Raw genomic sequence first — 24,359 nt, forward strand, 5'->3', positions numbered from 1 at the left:
TCTCGGGCCCGCGGTGCAGAGCGTAAAAAAGCTGCTCTACAGCGTGTTAGAGCAGGTGGCGAGAGAGCCGGTGCTCGCTACGCTGGTTGTGATTCTGATAGCGTTGCAATGGCATTACCCACAACGCTGGACATCGCTTGCCGCCCTTGTTGACTGGCAGACGGTATCGAGCCTTGCCGGTTTGCTGATCTTGGCAAAAGCCATTGAGCTTTCCGCCTTCCTGAGCTGGATTGCGCACCAAGTGGTGCACCGGGTTCGTACCGAACGAGGCTTGGCTTGTCTGCTGGTTGGTCTTGCCGCAGGACTATCGACGGTGCTCACCAACGATGTCGCGCTCTTCGTGGTGATCCCGCTGGTTCTCTCGCTCCACAAGCTGACGCCGCTTCCACTGAAACGGCTGGTGGTGTTCATCGCCCTCGCGGTGAATGCTGGATCAGTGCTGACACCGCTAGGTAATCCACAGAATCTGTTTCTCTGGCAGCGGAGCGGGGTATCGCTCGCAGCTTTTATCTGGGCGCTTGCGCCGTTGTGCGCAGCCCTGATGGCACTGCTGTCCCTGTTAACGGCGATCACGTTTGGCGGCAAGCCACTCGATCTGTCACGCGATACGCTACCGGACCAAATAGATCGTCCGCTGGTGGCGGTGACGGGTTTGTTGTTCGTGGGATTTATCGGGCTAGCTGACGCACGGCATCCAGAAATTGCGCTGACAGGAATCTCGCTGATCTTTTTGCTTTGGCGCCGTGAGATCGTGTTCAAGATCGACTGGCTCCTGTTATTGATTTTCGCGTTGATGTTTATCGTGCTGCGCAGCGTGGTGGCCTTGCCCTGGATTCATCGCAACGTTGAGCACCTGGCCCTGACGACGCCGCTGCACGTATACGCGGCGGGTGCGCTTTTTTCCCAAGGCATCAGCAATGTTCCCGCCGCTATCTTGCTGGCCGAATGGACTAATGACTGGCGCTCACTTGCATTCGGTGTCAGTGTTGGGGGCTTTGGCATAGCGACGGGCTCGTTGGCTAATTTGATCGCCGTGCGGCTGGCAAGAACTCGCGGTATCTGGCTGTTATTTCACCTTTTTTCGGTGCCATTCTGGTTTGTCGCGGCAGTGGTGGGTGCTTGGTTGCTATCGCTTGGCGGATAGGCGTCGAGGCTTCTGGTGCGAACTGGCTGAAATGGGGAAATTTCAGCTTGGTATTTAAGGCTTTTTGAGCCTGTTTTGACAGCCTTTTTGTGCTGGGCAGGGCGATGTGTTGCGGCAATTGGGATGGGTGCTGCAGCAGTAGGGCGCGGTATCGTTTCGTTGGTCTGACTAATGCGCCTAAAGTCTTGAATTGCCTGTAATTATCGCTTACAATCGCCCGGGTTTAATTGCTAGGCAATCTCGTAAGCGGTGCGTAAGCTCGCGGGCCGAACAGCATTTTGCGAGAACAATTGTGATGGCGACCGGGAACGTGTCAAACCAGACGCCGAATCAGGGCCAGGGCAAACACCATGTGACGCACACTGTTTCGGGCGCATCAGCGGCTCAGGACGATGACACATGGGAAGCTGGGCTCCAGGATAACGAGATCATCCCGCTGACGAGAGCGGAAGCAGAAAAGCTATTTGGTCCCGGCGTAAGCCGTCCATCGCGTGTCACGCCTTTTCGGGTGGTGGCGGCGCAAATAGTTTTGTCCCTGGGTGCAACGTTGTTATGGGGGCTGTTTTATCAGCCGCCTGGCATTGCTGCGTTGTCGGCCTTTTTGGGCGGTGCGATTTGCTGGTTGCCAGGGGCGTTATTTGCAGCGCGGTTGACCAGGTTGAGCGGTGCGACTACCGCGATGAGCTGGGTGATTGGCGAAGCACTCAAGATGGGTGTGACGATTGCGATGTTTGTCGCCATTGCGTTTGGATTTCATGAAGTCAGTTGGGTGCCGCTACTTGTGACCTACCTGGTTGCGCTGAAAACCTACTGGATCGCACTGGTCTGGCGCTAAATCTGAATTGCTGCACACAACACACGCTGGCGCGCACGGTGCGCCGGTACAAAAGCGCGCGGGCCATCTGGCCCGCGATAGCAGGCTTCTTCGACGCGACAACGCGGCAGGGGCGGCAGGGCAAGATTTTTGACAATTTGGGTGGCATTACGATATGGCAGCTAGCGAAGGAAAGAGCGCTCTGGATCCGTCCGGGTACATCGCGCACCACTTGCAGAATTTCTCGACCTCCCACCAGACGTCGATCTTTGATATCAATGTCTGGAATCTGGACACGCTGTTCTGGTCGATTTTTTGTGGTCTGGTCACGATCATCATTTTGTACTGCGCTGCACGCAAGTCGACTTCCGGTGTTCCTGGCCGCTTCCAGTGCGCCGTCGAAATGCTCGTAGAAATGGTTGAGGATCAATCGAAGTCGATGATCCACGGCAACCGTTCCTATATCGCCCCCCTCGCGCTGACCGTGTTTATCTGGGTCGCGCTGATGAACTCCCTCGATCTCGTTCCAGTTGATCTGCCTACACGGCTGATTGGCTGGCTTGGCCTGTCGGAAGCCTTGCCGCATATGCGCATCGTGCCGACTACCGACCTCAACGGCACGCTTGGTATCGCGCTTGGCGTGTTCGTGCTGATGATTTACTACAACTTCAAGATCAAAGGTGCTGGCGGCTTTGCGCATGAGCTGCTGTCGGCACCGTTCGGCGCGCATCCGCTGCTGTGGATCCCGAATCTGGTACTCAACATCATCGAGTTCGTCGCAAAGACGGTTTCGCTTGGCATGCGGTTGTTCGGCAACATGTATGCGGGTGAGCTGTTGTTCCTGCTGATTGCCCTGCTTGGCAGTCTCTGGAATTTCGGCGCGGACACGACGGTGCTTGGCTTCCTCGGCCATGTGATTGCCGGCAGCGTGTGGGCTATCTTCCACATCCTGATTGTTCTGCTGCAGGCGTTCATTTTCATGATGCTGACGCTGGTGTATATCGGCCAGGCACACGACAGCCATTAATCTGGCCCGTCGATACGAATTGCTTTAACTGTATTTTTCTAAATCCCGGTTTTAAAAGACTTTTCACAAAGGAGTGATCATGCAAGCTTTCATCGCCAACATCCAGGGTCTGACCGCCATCGGTATCGGCATCATCATCGGCCTGGGTGCAATCGGCGCCTGTATCGGTATTGGTCTGATGGGCGGCAAGTACATCGAAGCATGTGCGCGCCAGCCTGAATTGATGAACCCGCTGCAAACCAAGATGTTCCTGCTGGCTGGTCTGATCGACGCAGCGTTTCTGATTGGCGTTGGCGTGGCCATGCTGTTTGCGTTTGCGAACCCGCTGCTGTCGAAGCTGGCAGAGTAAGGTTTCTCGGAAGGTTTGTGCCCGGGTCCACTGGCTCCAGGGCGCAGGGCGAAACGGCTGCCTGGGCGCTGATCGAATACAGAATCGATGAGCGCCTTGCCGTTTCACTGTCCGAACTAGCAATGTTTAAGGAAACACCGTGAATCTCAACGCAACCCTGTTTGCGCAAATGGTCGTGTTCCTGATCCTCGCGTGGTTCACGATGAAGTTCGTGTGGCCGCCGCTGATCAATGCCCTCGACGAGCGCTCGAAAAAGATCGCTGACGGCCTCGCGGCCGCCGAAAGGGGCAAGACGGAACTCGAAGCTGCGCACAAGCGTGTCGACCAGGAACTGGCGCAGGCTCGCAATGATGGCCAGCAACGTATCGCTGAAGCAGAAAAGCGCGCCGTGTCGGTCGCAGACGAAATCAAGGCCCAGGCGCAAGCGGAAGCCGCGCGCATCATCGCTCAGGCGAAGGCCGATGCCGATCAGCAAATCGTCAAAGCACGCGAAGCGCTGCGCGGCCAGGTAGCTGCTCTTGCAGTGCAAGGCGCAGAGCAGATCCTGAAGCGCGAAGTCGATCAGTCGGCTCATGCCGAACTGCTGAATCAACTGAAAGCCGAGCTCTGAATATGGCCGAACTTGCAACCATCGCCCGCCCTTATGCAGAAGCGCTGTTCGGCGTGGCCGAAGCGGGAGACATAGCCGCCTGGTCCACGCTCGTGCAAGAGCTGGCACAGGTTGCGGGTCTGCCCGAAGTGCTGTCGGTCGCCACAAGCCCGAAAGTGAGCCGTGCCCAAGTGTGCGATTTGCTGCTATCCGCAGTGAAGTCACCGCTGAAAGCTGATGCACAAGCGAAAAATTTCGTGCAAATGCTGGTGGATAACCATCGCTTGCAACTGCTGCCAGAAATTGGTGTGCAGTTCGACGCATTGAAAAACGCCCGCGAAGGAGCGGCCGATGCGCTGATCGTCAGTGCATTTCCGCTTCAAGACACACAGCTGAACGAACTCGTCGTCAGTCTCGAACGCAAGTTTCAGCGCAAGCTGAAGCCGGTCGTTGCCGTTGATGCATCGCTAATTGGCGGTGTGCGCGTCACGGTAGGCGACGAAGTGCTCGATACCTCGGTCCGCGCGCGGCTTGCCAGCATGCAGACGGCACTGTCCGCCTGAGTCGCATACGCGGCAGGCTAGCAACAGAATTGACTATCAGGAGCGAATAATGCAACTCAATCCCTCTGAGATCAGTGAGCTGATCAAGAGTCGGATCCAGGGCCTTGAAGCGAGCACAGACGTTCGCAATCAGGGCACGGTGATCTCCGTGACCGACGGTATCGTGCGTATTCACGGACTGTCGGAAGTGATGCAGGGCGAAATGCTCGAATTCCCGGGCAATACGTTTGGTCTCGCGCTGAACCTTGAGCGCGATTCGGTTGGCGCCGTGATTCTCGGCGAATACGAACACATTTCGGAAGGCGATGTGGTCAAGACCACTGGCCGCATTCTCGAAGTGCCGGTGGGCCCGGAGCTGATCGGCCGTGTGGTCGATGCGCTGGGTAATCCGATCGACGGCAAAGGTCCGGTCAACGCGAAAGAATCGGATGCTATCGAAAAGATCGCGCCGGGCGTGATCTGGCGTAAGTCGGTATCAGAGCCAGTGCAAACCGGTCTGAAATCGATTGATGCGATGGTGCCGGTTGGACGCGGTCAGCGGGAACTGATTATTGGTGACCGCCAATGCGGCAAGACAGCGGTTGCTGTTGACACGATCATCAATCAGAAGGGCAAGAACCTCTTCTGTATCTACGTTGCGATTGGCCAGAAAGCCTCGTCGATCATGAACGTGGTGCGCAAGCTTGAAGAAACGGGCGCGATGGAATACACCATCGTGGTCGCGGCTTCGGCTTCGGAATCGGCTGCGATGCAATACCTGGCACCGTACTCTGGCTGCACGATGGGCGAATACTTCCGTGATCGTGGTCAGGACGCACTAATTATTTATGACGATTTGACCAAGCAAGCTTGGGCATACCGTCAGATTTCATTGCTGCTGCGCCGTCCGCCAGGCCGTGAAGCTTATCCGGGCGACGTGTTTTATCTCCACTCGCGTCTGCTGGAGCGTGCGGCTCGCGTGTCGGAAGAATACGTTGAGAAGTTCACCAAGGGCGCGGTGAAGGGTAAGAGCGGTTCGTTGACGGCGCTGCCGGTCATTGAGACCCAGGCGGGTGACGTGACGGCCTTCGTGCCGACGAACGTGATTTCGATTACCGATGGCCAGATCTTCCTTGAAACCGACTTGTTTAACGCAGGTATCCGTCCGGCAATTAACGCTGGCGTATCGGTTTCGCGCGTGGGCGGTGCAGCGCAAACCAAGGTCGTGAAGAAGCTTTCGGGCGGGATTCGTACCGACCTCGCGCAATACCGTGAACTGGCCGCATTTGCCCAGTTTGCGTCGGACCTCGATGAAGCTACCCGCAAGCAACTGGAGCGTGGCCGTCGCGTGACAGAACTGCTCAAGCAGCCGCAGTATCAGCCGCTGCAAGTGTGGGAACTGGCTATCGCGCTGTTCGCCGCGAATAACGGTTACCTCGATGATCTGGAAGTGAAGGACGTGCTGCCGTTTGAAAAAGGCTTGCGCGAATTCCTGAAATCGAGCCACGCCGATCTGATTAAGCGTATCGAAGATAACAAGGATTTGTCGAAGGACGATGAAGCACTGCTCCACGCAGCGCTCAAAGACTTCAAGAAATCCGGGGCCTATTGATCCGATCCGCGAAACTATACGGGCCTTGAAGTAGTGCGGGCACATCTCAATGCTGCCGCACTGCTTCGATCGCTTTGCATGGGGCTTGAGCTACCGCTAACGCGCTAACTCGAGTCGACAAAGGAGCCAAGCAATGGCTGGAATGAAGGAAATTCGCGGCAAGATCAAGAGCGTGCAAAACACGCGCAAGATCACGAAAGCGATGGAGATGGTGGCCGCATCGAAGATGCGCCGCGCTCAGGAGCGTATGCGTGCTGCTCGCCCATATGCTGACAAGGTTCGTGAGATCGCTGCACACATGAGCCATGCGAACCCTGAGTATCGCCACCCGTTTATGGTGTCGAATGATGGCGCGAAGATGGCCGGCATCATTCTTGTCACGACTGACAAGGGCTTGTGCGGCGGCATGAACACGAACATTTTGCGTGCGTCATTGCAGAAGTTCAAAGAGTTTGAAGCGCAGGGCAAAACGTTCGAAGCGACGGCAATTGGCAGCAAGGGGCTGGGGTTTTTGAACCGCTTGCGTGCCAAGGTTGTGTCGAATGTCGCGCATCTGGGTGATACGCCACATCTCGAAAAGCTGATTGGTGCGGTCAAGGTGCAACTTGACCTGTATTCGGAAGGCAAGGTTTCAGCGGTCTATCTGGCATATACACGTTTCGTCAACACGATGAAGCAGGAGCCGGTGATCGAACAACTGTTGCCGTTGTCGGCTGACGAATTTGAGACCAAAGACGAAGCGGGTGTTACGCCGCGCACGTCATGGGATTACATCTACGAGCCGGACGCACAGGCCGTGGTGGACGAATTGCTGGTGCGTTACGTTGAAGCGCTGGTGTATCAGGCCGTTGCGGAAAATATGGCGTCAGAGCAGTCGGCCCGGATGGTGGCGATGAAAGCGGCGTCGGACAATGCCAAGACAGTGATTAACGAATTGCAGCTTGTGTATAACAAGAGCCGTCAGGCCGCGATTACGAAAGAGCTGTCAGAGATTGTCGGTGGCGCCGCTGCGGTTTAACCGCCTCGACGCGAACAAGTGGGCATATGCCTCGAAACTGCGCCTTTGCGCGAGTGAAGAATTGAGTATCTAAAGGAAACGCGATGAGTACTACTGCTTTGGTAGAAGGCAAGATCGTACAGTGCATCGGCGCGGTGATCGACGTGGAATTCCCGCGTGAAGCCATGCCCAAAATTTACGACGCGCTGATTCTTGATGGGTCTGAGCTGACTCTCGAAGTTCAGCAGCAACTGGGCGATGGTGTCGTACGCACCATCTGTCTGGGCGCTTCGGACGGCTTGCGCCGTGGCCTCGTGGTGAAAAACACCGCCAAGCCGATTAGCGTGCCGGTTGGCAAGCCGACACTGGGCCGGATCATGGACGTTCTGGGCCGCCCAATCGACGAAGCTGGTCCGATCAATAGCGACAAGGTTCGTTCGATTCACCAGAAGGCACCGGCGTTTGATGAGCTGTCGCCGTCGACGGAACTGCTCGAAACCGGCATCAAGGTGATTGACTTGATCTGCCCGTTTGCCAAGGGCGGCAAGGTTGGTTTGTTCGGTGGCGCTGGTGTGGGCAAGACCGTCAACATGATGGAACTGATCAACAACATCGCTAAAGAACACGGTGGTTATTCCGTGTTCGCAGGCGTGGGTGAGCGGACCCGTGAAGGGAACGACTTCTACCACGAGATGAAAGACTCGAACGTTCTCGACAAGGTCGCGCTGGTGTATGGCCAGATGAACGAGCCGCCGGGTAACCGTTTGCGCGTCGCGCTGACTGGTCTGACGATGGCTGAGCATTTCCGTGATGAAGGTCTCGACGTGCTGTTCTTCGTCGACAACATCTACCGTTTCACGCTGGCCGGTACAGAAGTTTCCGCGTTGCTGGGCCGGATGCCGTCTGCGGTGGGTTATCAGCCGACGCTGGCTGAAGAAATGGGCAAGCTGCAAGAACGTATTACGTCGACCAAAACGGGTTCGATTACTTCGGTGCAAGCCGTGTACGTTCCTGCGGATGACTTGACCGATCCGTCGCCTGCTACCACCTTCGGTCACCTTGATGCAACCGTGGTGCTGTCGCGTGACATCGCTTCGCTGGGTATCTACCCGGCAGTTGATCCGCTCGATTCGACTTCGCGCCAGATCGACCCGAACGTGATTGGCGAAGAGCATTACGCCATTACGCGTGGTGTGCAGCAAACGCTTCAGCGTTACAAGGAATTGCGCGACATTATTGCGATTCTGGGTATGGATGAACTGTCGCCAGAAGACAAGCTGTCGGTGGCGCGTGCGCGGAAGATTCAGCGTTTCCTGTCGCAGCCGTTCCACGTCGCAGAAGTGTTTACGGGTTCGCCAGGCAAGTACGTGCCGTTGAAAGAAACCATCCGTGGTTTCAAGATGATCGTTGAAGGTGAATGCGATCATCTGCCGGAACAGGCCTTTTATATGGTCGGCACGATTGACGAAGCCTTTGAAAAGGCCAAGAAGATCCAGTAACGGTTTAACTGATAGCAACGCGGCGCGGGTTTTGCTGTGTGCGCTTTAACAAGTCATGCACAGTCCCGCGCCTAACGCATCATGTTCAACCGTTTTGCATGCGAGGAGCGTCAGCGTTCAAGCGCCAACACTCTTCGACAGGAGTCGATATGGCATTAATCAAAGTAGAAGTCGTCAGCGCTGAAGAGCAGATCTTCTCTGGCCAGGCGAAATTCGTCGCGCTTCCCGGCGAAGCAGGCGAACTCGGTATCTTGCCCGGCCATACGCCGCTGATTACGCGTATTCGTCCGGGTGCGGTGCGGATTGAAGCTGAAAACGGCGACGAAGAGTTTGTGTTCGTCGCGGGCGGCGTTCTTGAAGTTCAACCGGGTGTGGTAACGGTTTTGGCCGATACCGCGATTCGTGGCAAAGATCTGGATGAAGCAAAGGCCGAAGCAGCGCGCAAGCGTGCCGAAGAGGCGTTGCAGAACACAGGCTCAGACCTCGAATACGCAACTGCTCAGGCAGAACTCGCGTATGCAACAGCCCAGCTCGCTGCGATCCAGCGGCTGCGCAAGTTACGCGGATAGCAGCAGAAGCGGTCACAAGCAGATGTCGAAAGCAGCCTTCGGGCTGCTTTTTTTTTGACCACTCTTGACGTTTACGGAAAGCAACTCAGAATCATGCCTTGCGCTATCCGGCCGTTGGTTCTGTGGCCGATGCGGGATGCCAGTGAGCCGCGTGGCCAGAGATGAGGCGCGCACCGGGAAAATTCGCTTCGTGGAGAGAACGTCATGGCAATGCAGATACCCGCAGGCGATGCTGACAACAGCGCGCTGATTGCGCCAAAAAATGGCCTGTCTTATGTGCGGGGTTCGACGCGGGTCGCGTTAAGCGAGCAGACCGTAGAACAGTTGTTCAGCAGTGCCGTACAGCGTTTTCCTGAGCGTTCAGCGGTCGTGTTTCGTGAGCAGGGGATTCGCTGGAGCTGGCGTGCATTGGCTGAGCAAATCAATTTGCTGGCGGCGGGTTTGATTGCGCTGGGCATTGTGAAGGGTGACCGGGTGGGGATCTGGTCACCTAACCGGGCCGAATGGCTGCTCACGCAATTCGCTACAGCGCAGATCGGCGCGGTGATGGTGAACATTAATCCGGCGTACCGGCTGGCTGAGCTTGAATATGCGTTGAAGCTTGTTGGCTGCAAGGCAATCATCGCGGCAGAGCGCTTTAAATCGTCGATGTATCTGGAGATGCTGCAAGAGCTTGCGCCGGAGCTGGCACAGGCTCAGCCGGGTGAGCTGCATGCTGCGCGTCTGCCGGATCTGCGTACCGTTATTTGCATGGGCGAGGCGCAAATGCCGGGCATGTTGTCGTTTGCCTCGGTGATGGAACAGGGCCGGACGACGCTCGATATGGCGCAGCTTGACGCGATTAGTGCAGCACTGGCTTGTGATGAGCCGGTCAATATCCAGTTCACCAGCGGCACCACGGGCAACCCGAAGGGCGCGACGCTGACTCACCGCAATATCGTCAACAACGCCCGTTCTATCGCGCAGGCGATGCGGCTGAGCGAACAGGACACGCTATGCATCCCTGTGCCGCTCTATCACTGCTTTGGGATGGTGCTGGCGGTGCTGGCGTGTGTATCGGTGGGGGCGGGCATGGTGTTTCCGGGCGAGGCGTTCGATCCTGCTGCGACCCTCGCCGCGGTCGCCGAAGAACGATGCACAGCGTTGCATGGCGTGCCGACGATGTTCATCGCGGAGCTGGATCATCCCGACTTCGCTACTTACGATCTTTCGCGCCTGCGTACCGGAATCATGGCGGGGTCGCCGTGCCCCATCGAGACCATGAAGCGGGTCGTATCGCAGATGCACTTAGCCGAAATCACGATTGCCTATGGCATGACGGAGACCAGCCCGGTTTCATTTCAAAGCTCCACTACTGATCCGCTGGATAAACGGACCACCACAGTGGGACGGATTCAGCCGCATCTGGAAGTGAAGATTGTCGATGAGCTTGGCCGCATTGTGCCGGTGGGTGTGACTGGCGAGCTATGCACCAAGGGCTATTCCGTCATGCTGGGCTATTGGGGCGATGCAGCAAAAACGCGCGAAAGCATCATTGATGGCTGGATGCATACCGGCGATCTGGCGACGCTTGATGCTGACGGCTACTGCAATATCGTGGGCCGTCTGAAGGACATGCTGATACGGGGTGGCGAGAACATTTACCCGCGGGAGATCGAGGAGTTTCTGTTCCGGCATCCGAAGATCCAGAGTGTGCAAGTGTTTGGCGTGCCCGATCCGAAATATGGCGAGGAGGTTTGTGCGTGGATTGTGTTGCGTCCGGGCGAGCAGGCCAGTGCTGACGAGATCCGCGAATTTTGTCGTGACCAGATTGCGCATTACAAGGTGCCAAAGCACATTCGCTTTGTCGAAGAGTTGCCAATGACAGTGACCGGCAAAGCACAGAAATTCGTGATGCGCGAGCAGATGGTGCGGGCTTTGAAGAAGGGCTAGTTCAGGCGGTGGACAAAAGGTTGGAAAAAACGCGGACGAAAAAAAGCGGGCCTGGAGCCCGCTTAAGCCACACGCTACGGGGTTAGCGCGAGGAGACCAAAGGTGGAACTGGCTGAAAGAGAAACAACGGTTCCAGCAGAGATGTCCCTTGTCTGTAAAAAAGGGCAACAACTTGAGAGGCCCGGTCACATCTGTGTTGAAACCGTCGGGATGCATTGTGGTCGAATTGTTGCGTGTCCAAAGTAACAAAGTGTTTCAGGTTGTAACGCCCGTCCGTAAAGGCGTTTCGGCTGTTTGGGGCCTGTATGCGTGCCGGGTCATCGGAGCCATTTATCCGAGATCGTCTGGTACTCACCTGTGGCGCGCGTTAGATGCAGCCATTGATCCACATACTGCTGAAACACCGTATCGCCGCGTGGCAGCAGCCATGCTTTTTCGCCGTACTGGAACGGCTGCTCCGGGTGGACCGCGCACAGGCCGGGATGGAGTTTTTGCTGCAAGCGGGTTTCGGATGAGTCGGTCACCATCACGTCTGCTTTGCCCGCAAGAATCTGGCCAAAGATCGTCACGTTATCTGGATACATCGTCAGCACTGCGCGCGAAAAGTGCTGTTTGGCGAAGCGTTCATTGGTGCCGCCTGGATTGAAAATCACGCGTGTCGCGGGCTGGTCGATTTGTTCGAGTGTCTGGTAACGGCTGAGATCGTCGCAACGCACGATGGGGGTCTTGCCGTCAATGGCATACGGTTGCGTGAAAAACGCCTGTTTTTGCCGTTCGAGCGTGGTTGAAATCCCTCCTATGCCGATGTCGCATTGCGCGGCGAAATCGCTCATCAGGTTGCTCCAACTGGTTTTGACGTAACTCAGCTTGACGCCCAGCGACTGGGCGAGCGATTGCGCCATATCGATATCAATCCCTTCAAATTGTCCATCTGGCCGCTGGTACGAATACGGCTTGTAATCGCCGGGGGTGCAGGCGCGCAAGGTGCCACGAGTCAGCACGGTGTCGAGTCTGGAGGGTGCGGCTTGGGCCAGTGCGGTGCTGGCGGCACCTGGTAGGGTCAGCGTCAGGATGAGCGTGAGAGCGGGCAGGTTCATGGTGTTCCAGTGGGTATGGGAAACAGGGTGGGTAGAGCCGGTAGTTCAGCCATTGTGGGGTGAGGTGGCTGAGCGCTGGTGAATGGCTGGATGGCGAATGGCGAGTGGCGAAGGGCGAAGGGCGAAGGGCGAAGGGCGAAGGGCGAAGGGCGAAGGGCGAAGGGCGAAGGGCGAAGGGCGAGTGGCGAGTGGCGAAGGGCGAAGGGCGAAGGGCGAAGGGCGAGTGGCGAGTGGCGAGTGGCGAAGGGCGAAGGGCGAAGGGCAAATGTCGAACGACAAACGACCAGGATGATAGCCAGACAATCTTCATGAAACAGGACCGTTGGCTAGCGCGTGCCGCGAGATTTTGCCGCGCTGGCCAGATTAGGCTGAGTGACCAGGTGGCGTCCGGTAAAATGCCGCTTTGTCTTTTGGCGCTTCCATCGTGTCCCACACCCTTCTCAACGATACGTTTTTGCGTGCGCTGATGCGCCAGCCAACCGATTACACGCCGATCTGGCTCATGCGCCAGGCCGGCCGGTATCTGCCGGAATACAACGCGACGCGCAGCCGTGCCGGTAGCTTCCTCAATCTGGCAAAAAATCCCGCTTACGCCACCGAAGTCACGTTACAGCCGCTAGAGAGGTTTCCGCTCGATGCCGCGATCCTGTTTTCAGACATCCTGACGATTCCAGATGCGATGGGCCTCGGCCTTGATTTTGCCGCTGGCGAAGGGCCGAAATTCGCGCGCCCTGTGCGTACCGAGGACGATGTTGCGCGTCTCGCCGTGCCGGATATGGATGCCACGCTGCGCTATGTCACCGATGCCGTGAGCGAAATCCGCCGCGCGCTGACCGATGCCCAGGGTCGTCAGCGGGTGCCGTTGATCGGCTTTTCCGGCAGCCCGTGGACGCTGGCCTGTTACATGGTTGAAGGGGGCGGATCGGACGACTTCCGCACGGTCAAGTCGATGCTGTATGCCCGCCCCGATTTGATGCACCGCATTCTTGAAATCAATGCGCAGTCGGTGGCGGCTTATCTAAACGCCCAAATCGAAGCGGGCGCGCAAGCGGTGATGATTTTCGATACCTGGGGCGGCGCGCTCGCGGATGGTATTTATCAACGCTTCTCGCTGCATTACATCGAACGGGTGGTGAGCCAGCTCAAGCGTGTGCATCTCGGTGAGCCGGTGCCGGTGGTTACTTTCACCAAGGGCGGTGGGCTCTGGCTGGAAGAGATTGCCGCGACGGGTGTTGATGCAGTGGGGCTCGACTGGACTGTCAACCTGGCGCAGGCCCGTGAGCGGACTGGTGGGCGTGTCGCGCTGCAAGGCAACATTGATCCATCGGTGCTGTTCGCCCCGCCTGCTGTCATCCGTGCCGAAGCGCGTGCGGTACTCGATAGTTACGGCAATCATCCGGGCCATGTGTTTAACCTGGGGCACGGTATTTCGCAGTTCACGCCGCCGGAGCATGTCGCCGAACTGGTCGATGAAGTGCATCGCCATAGCCGGACGATTCGTGCAGCAGAAATTCCTTCTGTTGTATAGCCCCCAGATTGCATAGGGCTATTTGTTGCTGCGCGGCGAGCCCAGCGTCTGAATTTCCCCCGTGCGGGCCTGATCAGACGGGGTAATTCCCTGCTGGAACGGGCTTCGGCACTTGTCAAGACTTGACTTATGCACATTTTTCTCGCTGCGACGCAATAGAGCTTTCAGTTGACAAAATGTGCTTGCGAAAATTTCTGATATACGGATTGCGCCTTGACTGACAAGGCGCTCCGGTTGTGGCACAAATCTTGACGAAACTGCTTCGAATACCGTTTTTATGAGGCCTCGGGGCGATTGAGATGTAGTTTTCAACAAAGTTATCCACAGGCACGACGGCGGCGCATTTTTGTTCTGCCGAATCCAAAACTTAGCGGCGAAAGTGATGTTTTACTTTAACTTCAGTGGCTCGATTGCCCCGACGCCGTATCCCTTTCCAGCGCTCTGGTTCGTCGGTTTATCTGCACCGATTCACACGTGAGTCACGTCTTCGTCCGCGTCGCGCTGGATCATCCGCTGCCGACCCTTTTCGACTACCGCTGTGATGCAGCGCTGGCTCCCACGCCTGGCATGTTGGCGGAAGTTCCGTTCGGCAAGCGCCAGATTGTCGGCCTGATTGTCGAAGTGACTACTCACAGCGAGGTTGCGCCGGAGCGGCTGAAGGCGGTTAGCAACCTGTGTCTGGCCTGTCCGGCGCTCTCTGCTGAATGGCTTGGACTGGTGACGTTTGCCGCCGATTACTACCAGCGGGGGCGCGGCGAAGTGGCATTGCCTGCGTTGCCCCAAGCATTGCGTGATTCGTCGCGCTGGGCGCGGTTGCTGGCACCGTCCGAGCGTTATCGTCTGCTGGAGGCCGGGGCTGCTGTGTTGCCAGATGCCTTGCCGCCTCGGGCACGTGCGTTACGCAGGCTGGCTGCCGCTCTGGTGGAGCGAATGGTGCTGACGGCCACTGAGGCGCGTGCGCTGCATCCGAAGGCGTTAGCGACGCTCGCCGAATGGCAGGCGCAGGGCTGGATTGAGCTGGAACTGGCCGAAGCGTGTGCGGCATCCACGGTATGGGAGGCACCTGTAGCCTTGGTTGCTTCTACTGCGGCCGCCACCGCCACCAACACCCAAAACACCCAAAACACCCAAAACACCCAAAACACCCAAAACACCCAAAACACCCAAAACACCCAAAACACCCAAAACACCATACGCGCCCACGTTTCCGGTATGCCCGCCTGGCCGGCGTTGACCGATGAGCAGCAAGACGCTGTGCAGGCAATTCGCAGTGCACGCCAGTTCGCCCCGTTCCTGCTGTATGGCGTGACCGGCAGCGGTAAGACCGAGGTGTATCTCCGGGCGTTGGCGCATCTCCTTGAAGAGCGGCCCGAGGCTCAGGCGCTGGTGCTGGTGCCGGAAATCAATCTCACACCGCAATTCGAGGCCGCGTTCCGCGCCCGTTTTGCCGCCTTTGAACAGCATGCGATTGTTACGCTCCATAGCGGCCTGGCCGAAGGTGAGCGGGCGCGTCACTGGCTCGCCGCGCATTCTGGCCGTGCCCGCATCGTGCTGGGCACGCGGCTGGCGGTGCTGGCGTCGCTGCCCGCGTTGGCGATGATCGTCGTCGATGAGGAACATGACCCGGCTTATAAGCAGCAAGAAGGGCTGCGTTACTCCGCCCGCGATCTGGCTGTGTGGCGTGCCAGGCAACTGGGGATTCCCGTGGTGCTGGGCTCGGCGACGCCTTCGCTGGAAAGCTGGTGGCAAGCCGATCAGGGCCGCTATGTCCGGCTGACGCTGACGCACCGGGCAGTGGCTCAGGCCGTTTTGCCCGAGGTGAAGCTGGTTGATCTGGAAGAAGAGCGGCGGCGCGGGCGAGCGTCAGTAGAAGGCTTGTCCGGGCCGCTGATTGCCGGGCTAAAAAATCGTCTGGAGCGCGGGGAGCAAAGCTTGGTCTTTCTCAACCGGCGTGGTTATGCGCCGCAACTGGCATGCGATGCCTGCGGCTGGGTGGCGGGCTGCCCGCGTTGCAGTGCCTACGTGGTGCTGCACAAACCGGAACGGGCGCTGCGTTGCCACCATTGCGGCTGGGAAGCACGCATTCCGCATGCTTGCCCGGAGTGCGGCAATGTCGATATCGCGCCGCTTGGCCGTGGCACGCAGCGTATCGAAGAAGCGCTCGCCGGGGCTGTGCCTGGCGCGCGAGTGTTGCGGATCGACGCGGACAGCACGCGGCGCAAGGGCAGCGCACAGGCGCTTTTTGCCGATGTACATGCTGGTGAAGTGGATATTTTGGTCGGCACGCAAATGATTGCGAAGGGGCATGATTTTCAGCGTGTCTCGCTGGTGGGCGTGCTGAACGCCGATACGGCGTTGTTTTCGCACGACTTTCGTGCCAGCGAGCGATTGTTTGCGCAGCTCATGCAAGTGAGCGGCCGCGCAGGCCGCTCCGGCCTTGCGGGCGAGGTGTTGATCCAGACGCGCTATCCACGGCATGCGCTGTATCACGCGCTGGTGCGCCACGATTATGTTGGTTTTGCCCACACAACACTGGCCGAACGGCGCGATGCCCATTTACCGCCTTTTGTTTATCAGGCATTGTTGCGTGCCGAAGGACGCACGCTGGAAGCGGCGCTGGAGTTCTTGCAACAAGCGGCGTTGGCACTGCAGACCTTGCCCTCGGCTGAACGAATGACGGTGTACGACGCGGTGCCACTCACGGTGGTCAAGGTGATGCATGTACACCGTGCGCAATTGTTGATTGAAAGTGCTTCACGGGCAGCATTGCAGGCCACGTTGCGAGCATGGCAACCTGGTTTGCGCCGGCAAAAAGGTGTGTTGCGCTGGAATCTGGAAGTGGATCCGCTAGATATTTAATCGAAACAGAATTTTTTGGGAAATACCGTTGTGAAGTGGTTGGCTGCTAATCGAAATTTAATTTTAAGATGGCTAATTGAATAATTAGTTAATCATTTTTTCGAGGTGAAGAATGTATTCCGTTAAAAATAATGGGACGTATAAAGGTGATGGGGCGTATAAAGGTGATGAGGCGTATAAAGGTGGTAGGAGGTATAAAGATGAAGTGGATGGAGGGGGCTATAAAGGCAGAGTTGGTCTGTCTTCTTATCAATCGAGTATTCAACATGGTTTATTAGTTAACGGTTCGGCTCGCATGGTGCATTTCTTTAATCCGAATGCTGTCATAGATGAGCCGCGGGATGACTTGTTAAGTTACGAATCAAGAGCGCTGGATCAGGAGTTTAAAAATAATGGAGTGCCTGGCGGTCTGAAAGCATCTTTTGATTCTGATGGGAGTGTTCCGCTCCCTGGGTGGCCTAGTCTTAATAGCAGTGCTGATTTATCCCAGTCCGATTTTGACGGAGGGCTGTCAGGTTCACTGGATTCATCGAGTTCATTTTTGAGTGGTGTTGATGGCTCTCCATTGTCAAGTTCAAGTCGAAATTCCCCGTTCTCAAGTCCAAAGTTAGAGCGTTTTGGCAATCGTTACCAAAGTGCAGAATTATTAAAAAATCCAATTCTGATTAATTGCAATGAGTCGGATTTTGATTATGATTCGCTGATTCCAGACTTATTCGAAACAAATAAGGCAAAATCTGAAGGTAAAAAGAAGCAGCAGGCGCTGCAGAAAGTTGATGCCGCAGAATTAGCGGAGCGCAGACGGATATTGGGCGAGCCGCCATGTTTGAGGCACGATTTGCAGCGGCCTAATATAAAAATGGTCATTTCAAAAGTTAGACCGAAAGACTTTCTGCTGGTAGACAGTTTGCGTTTTGATTCGGCTTGCGCAGAATTGCAGCTGTTCAATTGCCGTCGTTTGAGAGAAATGCTAGATGGGAGCGATGTCAATTTAATTTCATCAGTTTATAACTTATGGTTTAGGGAGGAAATAAAGGTCGTAAAATCTTTATCCAGCACGGATGCAAGTTCCAATATCGAAAAAACGGTGGTTGAACGGCCGGTTATCCGTGTTTTAGGTGCGTCTCGCTATGATGTTGAACAGGTCATGGCGGAAATGGACGTGGAGCTGAAGATTATTCGTGGTGAGGTTGAAAGATGCGAGGAGGAGATTAACAAAAAAAATAAAGAGAGTAGGTTATGTGTAAAGGAGTTAAATAATCTTTACGACGAAATAGAAGCACTCAGAACTGCGGAAGTCTCGATGGCGGAGATTTTGCTTGAGTGGAAGGCTATTTTGGCGATAGATGAAAATATTATAAATTGTCGAGATTTAATAATCGAGTGGCTGTGCTGTTCTGGTAACGCGGAATACCTTAGCCGGCAAAGAAAATTTAATTCTCTGATTGCTGGGTTGAGAAGCGGGATTCAGCGGCTGGGTGATATTATCAATGTCGATGCAAAGGACGATAATAAAGGCCGCACTGGGTTGCATTACGCCAGTCAAAATTTAAGTAATATGTTGCTGGAGTTTATCCGGTATGGTGCAAATCTGGATATTCAGGATGATGATGGCAATACCGCTTTGCATCTTGCGCTGAGTGGGGGGCTGGCAAGTAATGCAATTCTGCTGCTTAAGGCGGGTGCCCAGATTAATCTCGTTAATAAAAACGGAGAAACCCCCGCCGCGCTTGCAAAGAAAAATGGTTTCTCCAGCAATTTGCTGCAAACGCTGATAAATCAGGATGAATTTTCTGTCAGTTGTCTGATTCGATCTGCGGATGCAGACGTTGTATGGAATGATCGCTCGAATCGCAAATTCAACGACCGGGAAAATGCCCGGAAGAAAATCGACGAGAGGCTTGAGAAAATTCATGGCTTGAATCGGTCCCGGGCCGCGGACGGTACTTTCTTGATGCAGGAGACGCTGGCCCCTCAGCACTTTATCGATATCGCCCAGAAGGGTCCGGGGAGCGTCGCGCAAACCTACAAGCTAAATGACCAGCGTTCTAGCGTGAACAAAAACGTCGTTAGCCCACAGTCAGGTAGTACCTCCAACTTAGCCAGGGAAAACACCGACTCAAACGAGTTCATGTCGATCTCACTGGATTAAGCGCTACCCTGCGTCAAATAAAGGGCTCCCAAAAGGTGCAACCCGTTTTCATAGCGGTTGCACCTTTTTTTTGAGAAAGGTAGGATCGCCATAATTTTTAGTCTCTGACCGACGCGGCCTGGTTGCCGCAAATAGAAGGAAATATGGCGAGTACCACTCTTGGCGTCAAAGTAGATGATCTCCTGCGCACGCGGCTCAAAGATGCCGCGACGCGTATCGAACGCACCCCGCACTGGCTAATCAAGCAGGCGATCTTCGCCTACCTGGAAAAGATCGAGCATGGCCAGTTGCCCGCTGAACTCTCCAGTCATCTGGGCGTTGCCGATCTGGCCGATAGCGCCACTGTTGAGGCCGAAGAAGACAGCGCGCCCCATCCGTTTCTCGAATTCGCACAGAACGTGCAGCCGCAATCGGTGTTGCGCGCCGCCATCACGGCGGCCTACCGCCGTCCTGAGCCCGAATGCGTGCCCTTCCTGACTGGCCAGGCGCGCTTGCCTGCCGCCATCGCAGACGATGTGCAGAAAATGGCGGGCAAGCTGGTTGAAACGCTGCGCGGCAAGCGCTCGGGTGGTGGTGTTGATGGCTTGATTCAGGAGTTCTCGCTATCCAGCCAGGAAGGCGTCGCGTTGATGTGCCTGGCCGAGGCGCTGCTGCGCATTCCCGATCGCGCCACCCGGGACGCATTGATCCGCGACAAGATCAGCAAGGGCGACTGGAAATCGCACGTTGGCCACGCCCCGTCGCTCTTCGTCAACGCCGCTACGTGGGGCTTGATGATTACCGGCAAGCTGGTGACGACCAATAGCGAAACCGGTTTGTCGTCGGCGCTGACGCGCATGATCGGCAAGGGCGGCGAGCCGCTGATTCGCAAGGGCGTCGATATGGCGATGCGCTTGATGGGCGAACAGTTCGTCACCGGCGAAAACATTTCCGAAGCCTTGGCGAACAGCCGTAAATACGAAGCACGTGGCTTCCGCTACTCGTATGACATGCTCGGTGAAGCTGCGACCACCGAGGCTGATGCACAGCGTTATTACCTCTCCTACGAACAGGCGATCCACGCGATTGGCAAGGCGGCGGGCGGACGGGGAATCTACGAAGGCCCGGGCATCTCGATCAAGTTGTCGGCGTTGCACGCCCGTTATTCGCGCTCACAACATGAACGCACGATGAACGAGCTGCTGCCGCGTGTGCGCGCGCTGGCGATCCTCGCGCGCCGTTATGACATCGGTTTGAATATCGACGCCGAAGAAGCTGACCGCCTCGAAATCTCGCTCGATTTGCTTGAAGCGCTGTGTTTCGACGCCGAACTCGCGGGCTGGAATGGCATTGGCTTTGTGGTGCAGGCGTATCAGAAGCGCTGCCCGTTCGTGATTGATTACCTGATCGACCTCGCACGCCGCAGCCGTCACCGGATCATGGTGCGGCTGGTGAAGGGCGCGTACTGGGACACTGAAATCAAGCGCGCTCAAGTAGACGGCCTCGAAGGCTATCCGGTGTACACGCGCAAGATTTACACCGATGTGTCCTACCTCGCGTGCGCCAAAAAACTGCTTGGCGCGACCGATGCGGTGTATCCGCAGTTCGCCACGCATAACGCCCATACGCTTAGCGCGATCTATCACTTGGCAGGACAAAATTATTACCCTGGCCAGTATGAATTTCAGTGTCTGCATGGCATGGGTGAGCCGCTGTATGAAGAAGTCACCGGGCGCGACAAGCTGAACCGTCCGTGCCGCGTGTATGCCCCAGTCGGCACGCACGAAACTTTGCTGGCTTACCTCGTGCGGCGTTTGCTGGAAAACGGCGCGAATACGTCGTTCGTCAATCGCATCGCTGATCCGGATGTCGCCATCAAGGATCTGATCGCGGACCCGGTGGAAGAGGCGTCGAAAATTACCCCGCTCGGTGCGCCCCACACGAAGATTCCGTTGCCGCGCCAGTTGTACGGCGAGGCGCGGGCCAATTCGATGGGCCTCGATTTATCTAATGAACATCGCCTGGCATCGTTGTCGTCCGCGTTGCTTGTGACTGCACATCATCCGTGGCGCGCTGCACCCATGCTCGAGGGTGACGAGATCGCCGGTGGCGTGGCGCGCGAGGTGCGCAATCCGGCTGACCAGCGCGATCTGGTGGGCATCGTTACTGAAGCCTCCGCCGAACACGTTAGCGCTGCACTGGCGCAGGCCGTGGCCGCCGCGCCGATCTGGCAGGCAACGCCGGTTGATGCCCGTGCCGATTGCCTGAACCGCGCCGCTGATCTGCTCGAAGCGCAGATGCCGACGCTGATGGGCTTGATCGTGCGTGAGGCGGGCAAATCGTTGCCGAATGCGGTGGGCGAGATCCGCGAAGCCGTGGACTTCCTGCGTTACTACGCGATGCAGATCCGCCAGGAGTTTTCGAACGATACGCATCGTCCGCTCGGGCCAGTGGTGTGTATCAGCCCCTGGAATTTTCCGTTGGCGATTTTCATCGGTCAGGTAGCGGCGGCGCTGGCTGCCGGCAATACGGTGCTGGCCAAGCCTGCTGAACAAACGCCGTTGATCGCGGCGCAAGCCGTGCGCATTCTGCATGAGGCAGGTGTGCCTGCGGGGGCGGTGCAATTGCTGCCAGGCGATGGTGCAACCGTTGGCGCAACGCTGGTGGCCGATCCGCGCACGCGCGCGGTGATGTTCACCGGCTCGACCGAAGTCGCGCGACTGATTAACAAAACCTTGTCGCTCCGGCTGGATGTGGACGGCAAGCCAATTCCACTGATCGCGGAAACCGGCGGGCAGAACGCGATGATTGTCGATTCGTCAGCGCTGGCTGAACAAGTCGTCGCGGATGTATTGCAGTCGTCGTTCGATTCCGCTGGCCAGCGCTGCTCGGCGTTACGGGTGCTATGCCTGCAAGAGGATGTCGCTGAGCGCACGCTTGAAATGCTCGCGGGGGCGATGAACGAACTGGCGCTGGGTAACCCGGACCAGCTATCCGTCGACGTCGGGCCAGTGATCGACACCGAGGCGAAGCAGGGCATCGACGTACACGTTGCCGGGATGCGCGAAAAAGGCCACAAGGTGATTCAGTTGCCGTTGCCCGCGCGCTGCGCACACGGCACTTTTGTGCCGCCCACGCTGATCGAACTCGATAGCATCGACGAACTCAAGCGCGAAGTGTTTGGCCCGGTGCTGCACGTGGTGCGTTACCGCCGTAACGCGCTTGACGCGCTGCTGGAGCAGATTCGTGCAACGGGCTATGGCTTGACGCTCGGCATTCACACCCGGATCGACGAGACCATCGCTCATGTGATTGGCCGCGCTCACGTGGGCAACATTTACGTGAACCGCAATGTGATTGGCGCGGTGGTCGGCGTACAGCCGTTCGGGGGTGAGGGTTTGTCGGGCACGGGGCCGAAGGCAGGTGGCGCGCTGTATCTGCAACGTTTGCTGGCAAAACGCCCCGCTGGTTTGCCCGCTTCATTGGCCCAGACGCTGGTGGGCGACATACCGCAAGCAGGCGAAAACAGCGACAATCCGTCAGCCGCGCTGGCCGCCCTGCGTGACTGGCTCAACGCGCAGCAGCAGCCTGAACTGGCGGCGCGTTGCGAGGCGTACCGCACGCTTGGTCTGGCTGGGGCAACCGCGGTTTTGTCAGGGCCTACCGGTGAGCGCAACACTTACACGTTGGGCCCGCGCGGGACGGTGCTGTGCGTTCCGGCAACCGAGACGGGCGCGCGGCTGCAACTGGCTGCGGCGCTGGCCACCGGCAACCACGCGTTGTTCGATGGCGCGCCCGGCGAGCAACTGGTGCAGGCATTGCCTGCATCGCTCAAGCGCTACGCCAGCGTGCGCCAGCAGCCGGAGGCCGAGTTCGATGCGGTTCTGTTTGAAGGCGATAGTGACGAGCTGCTGGCGCTAGCCAGAGAAGTCGCGCAACGCGCTGGGCCGATCGTGTCGGTGCAGGGGATCGCCGCACGGGCGCTGGAAAGCGGGGAGGAGGATTACGCGCTGGAACGCTTGCTGACGGAGCGTTCGGTTAGCGTGAATACAGCAGCAGCAGGTGGTAATGCAAATTTGATGACGATCGGTTGAGCCTGGCTCATGGGTCCATTCAAAACAACGGAAGCGCTACGGTGAGGCCGAGGCTGCTCCATCTAAAACTGGCATCAAGGAGAGAAACCATGCAGCACACAATGAAAAAGCTCGCCGGCGCTACGCTGGCCGCCATGTTGTCGTTGTCGGGCGCAGCACATGCGCAGCAGGCCGAAGACGTCAAGATTGGCGTGGCTGGCCCACTGACGGGTGCCCAGGCGCATTACGGCAAAGACTTCCAGAACGGCATCGTGCTGGCGGTTGAAGACATGAATGCCACCAAGCCAGTGATCGGCGGCAAGACGGTGCGCTTCGTGCTGAATTCAGCCGACGACCAGGCTGACCCACGCACGGGCACGACGGTGGCGCAAAAGCTGGTGGATGACGGCATCAAGGGCATGCTGGGCCACTTCAATTCGGGTACGACGATTCCGGCTTCACGCATTTACGCCAATGCAGGCATTCCGCAACTGGCGATGGCGACAGCGCCGGAATACACCCAGCAAGGCTTCAAGACCACGTTTCGCATGATGACTTCCGACACCCAGCAAGGTGCGGTGGCAGGCACGTTCGCGGTGAAAAACCTGGGAATGAAGAAGATTGCGATTGTCGATGACCGCACCGCTTACGGCCAGGGTTTGGCTGACCAGTTCGAAAAAGCGGCGAAAGCGGCAGGCGGCACTATCGTCGACCGTGAATTCACCAATGACAAGGCCGTCGACTTCAAGGCGATCTTGACCAAGCTGAAGGCCGTGAACCCTGATCTGATCTATTACGGTGGCGCGGATTCGCAAGCGGCACCCATGGTGCGTCAGATGAAGACGCTGGGTGTGAAGGCACCGCTGATGGGCGGCGAAATGGTGAAGACGCCGACCTTCCTGAAGATCGCCGGGGATGCGGCGAATGGCACGGTGGCTTCGCTGGCAGGCCTGCCGCTCGACGAAATGCCTGGTGGCAAAGCCTACGTAGCGAAGTACAAGAAGCGTTTCAATGAGGACGTGCAGACGTATTCGCCGTATTCGTATGACGGTGCGATGGCGCTGTTCGACGCGATGAAGAAAGCGAACTCGACGGATCCGGCCAAGTACCTGCCGTTCCTTGCCAAGACGGATATGCCTTCGGTGACGTCGACGCATCTGTCGTATGACGCCAAGGGTGACCTGAAGCACGGTGGCATCACGCTGTACAAGGTCGTGGATGGCAAGTGGACAACGCTGCAAAGCGTGGGCGGCAAGTAAGCCAGCCATTCAGGCTGCTGGCGCGCTGCGTTTGAGTGTTTTGACTTGGCGCGAGCGCGTCGCTGGAAGCTGGTTTTGGTTTGTTTTGGTCTGTCTGGAAACCCCCGTCAGTGGCCTGGTGCTGCTGGCGGGGGTTTTTGTTTTCTGGGTACGTGGCTTGTTGAGGGGGGGGCTGTGCGTATGAGATGTGATCTCGATAGAAGGGGCGCTGGTTATATCAAGTGCAAAAGAGGGATGTTTGACTTCGGCCGCTGGCCAGATAATCGTTGCGGAACGATTTTTTGCGAATTGTTACTAAAAGTAACTTTGGTAATAGGTAAAAGCAGATGCTGATTTAA

General features: G+C 57.0%; 17 protein-coding genes. 16 read left to right on the forward strand and 1 reads right to left on the reverse strand.

The features are described from left to right. Positions 1-13 precede the first annotated feature (13 nt). From GH656_RS01240 to GH656_RS01290, 11 genes are all read left to right on the forward strand, one after another. On the forward strand, positions 14-1,144 hold the full coding sequence (locus GH656_RS01240; RefSeq protein WP_174769668.1) for an SLC13 family permease: 1,131 nt from the start codon (positions 14-16) through the stop codon (positions 1,142-1,144). 352 nt (positions 1,145-1,496) lie between these two features. Beyond that, positions 1,497-1,979: an ATP synthase subunit I gene (locus GH656_RS01245; protein WP_425495869.1), complete on the forward strand. Its 483-nt coding sequence runs from the start codon at positions 1,497-1,499 to the stop codon at positions 1,977-1,979. Positions 1,980-2,133: 154 nt separating this feature from the next. Then, the gene (gene atpB / locus GH656_RS01250; protein ID WP_153074222.1) at positions 2,134-2,985 is read left to right on the forward strand and encodes a F0F1 ATP synthase subunit A; all 852 of its coding nucleotides are present in this window, start codon (positions 2,134-2,136) and stop codon (positions 2,983-2,985) included. A gap of 79 nt (positions 2,986-3,064) precedes the next feature. Continuing rightward, a complete protein-coding gene (gene atpE, locus GH656_RS01255) occupies positions 3,065-3,334 on the forward strand; it encodes a F0F1 ATP synthase subunit C (protein ID WP_153074223.1) in 270 nt (89 codons plus the stop codon). A gap of 139 nt (positions 3,335-3,473) precedes the next feature. Continuing rightward, entirely contained in the window at positions 3,474-3,944 is a 471-nt protein-coding gene (locus GH656_RS01260) for a F0F1 ATP synthase subunit B (RefSeq protein WP_153074224.1), read from the forward strand. A 2-nt stretch (positions 3,945-3,946) separates the two neighbouring features. Further along, on the forward strand, positions 3,947-4,486 hold the full coding sequence (locus GH656_RS01265) for a F0F1 ATP synthase subunit delta (protein ID WP_153074225.1): 540 nt from the start codon (positions 3,947-3,949) through the stop codon (positions 4,484-4,486). A 49-nt stretch (positions 4,487-4,535) separates the two neighbouring features. Beyond that, positions 4,536-6,077: a F0F1 ATP synthase subunit alpha gene (atpA, locus tag GH656_RS01270; RefSeq protein ID WP_153074226.1), complete on the forward strand. Its 1,542-nt coding sequence runs from the start codon at positions 4,536-4,538 to the stop codon at positions 6,075-6,077. A gap of 133 nt (positions 6,078-6,210) precedes the next feature. Next, positions 6,211-7,095, forward strand: a complete 885-nt coding sequence (gene atpG / locus GH656_RS01275; protein ID WP_153074227.1) for a F0F1 ATP synthase subunit gamma — start codon at positions 6,211-6,213, stop codon at positions 7,093-7,095. Between the two features lie 83 nt (positions 7,096-7,178). After that, complete coding sequence (gene atpD / locus GH656_RS01280; protein ID WP_153074228.1) at positions 7,179-8,573, forward strand: F0F1 ATP synthase subunit beta; 1,395 nt, start codon at positions 7,179-7,181, stop codon at positions 8,571-8,573. Positions 8,574-8,722: 149 nt separating this feature from the next. Next, positions 8,723-9,142 carry a F0F1 ATP synthase subunit epsilon gene (locus tag GH656_RS01285; RefSeq protein WP_153074229.1) on the forward strand — a complete coding sequence of 140 codons (420 nt, stop codon included), beginning with the start codon at positions 8,723-8,725 and terminating at the stop codon, positions 9,140-9,142. A gap of 204 nt (positions 9,143-9,346) precedes the next feature. Further along, positions 9,347-11,074 carry an AMP-binding protein gene (locus GH656_RS01290; RefSeq protein ID WP_174769669.1) on the forward strand — a complete coding sequence of 576 codons (1,728 nt, stop codon included), beginning with the start codon at positions 9,347-9,349 and terminating at the stop codon, positions 11,072-11,074. 317 nt (positions 11,075-11,391) lie between these two features. Here GH656_RS01290 and GH656_RS01295 read toward each other — a convergent pair whose 3' ends face one another. Beyond that, on the reverse strand, positions 11,392-12,171 hold the full coding sequence (locus tag GH656_RS01295; protein ID WP_153074230.1) for a transporter substrate-binding domain-containing protein: 780 nt from the start codon (positions 12,169-12,171) through the stop codon (positions 11,392-11,394). 424 nt (positions 12,172-12,595) lie between these two features. Here GH656_RS01295 and hemE point away from each other — a divergent pair, with 424 nt between their 5' ends. The 5 genes from hemE (at position 12,596) to GH656_RS01320 (ending at position 24,021) form a co-directional block, all read left to right on the forward strand. Then, positions 12,596-13,699 carry a uroporphyrinogen decarboxylase gene (gene hemE / locus GH656_RS01300; RefSeq protein WP_153074231.1) on the forward strand — a complete coding sequence of 368 codons (1,104 nt, stop codon included), beginning with the start codon at positions 12,596-12,598 and terminating at the stop codon, positions 13,697-13,699. A gap of 474 nt (positions 13,700-14,173) precedes the next feature. Further along, positions 14,174-16,558, forward strand: coding sequence for a primosomal protein N' (locus tag GH656_RS01305; RefSeq protein WP_153074232.1), 2,385 nt, complete (start codon positions 14,174-14,176; stop codon positions 16,556-16,558). Between the two features lie 112 nt (positions 16,559-16,670). Next, positions 16,671-18,710 (forward strand): ankyrin repeat domain-containing protein, encoded by a 2,040-nt coding sequence (locus GH656_RS01310; protein ID WP_153074233.1) that lies wholly within the window; start codon positions 16,671-16,673, stop codon positions 18,708-18,710. 143 nt (positions 18,711-18,853) lie between these two features. After that, positions 18,854-22,783, forward strand: a complete 3,930-nt coding sequence (gene putA, locus GH656_RS01315; protein ID WP_153074234.1) for a trifunctional transcriptional regulator/proline dehydrogenase/L-glutamate gamma-semialdehyde dehydrogenase — start codon at positions 18,854-18,856, stop codon at positions 22,781-22,783. Between the two features lie 89 nt (positions 22,784-22,872). After that, positions 22,873-24,021 carry a branched-chain amino acid ABC transporter substrate-binding protein gene (locus tag GH656_RS01320; protein ID WP_153074235.1) on the forward strand — a complete coding sequence of 383 codons (1,149 nt, stop codon included), beginning with the start codon at positions 22,873-22,875 and terminating at the stop codon, positions 24,019-24,021. The last annotated feature ends 338 nt before the right edge of the window (positions 24,022-24,359 follow it).

The sequence above is a fragment of the Paraburkholderia bonniea genome (assembly GCF_009455625.1).
GTDB classification, from domain to species: domain Bacteria; phylum Pseudomonadota; class Gammaproteobacteria; order Burkholderiales; family Burkholderiaceae; genus Paraburkholderia; species Paraburkholderia bonniea.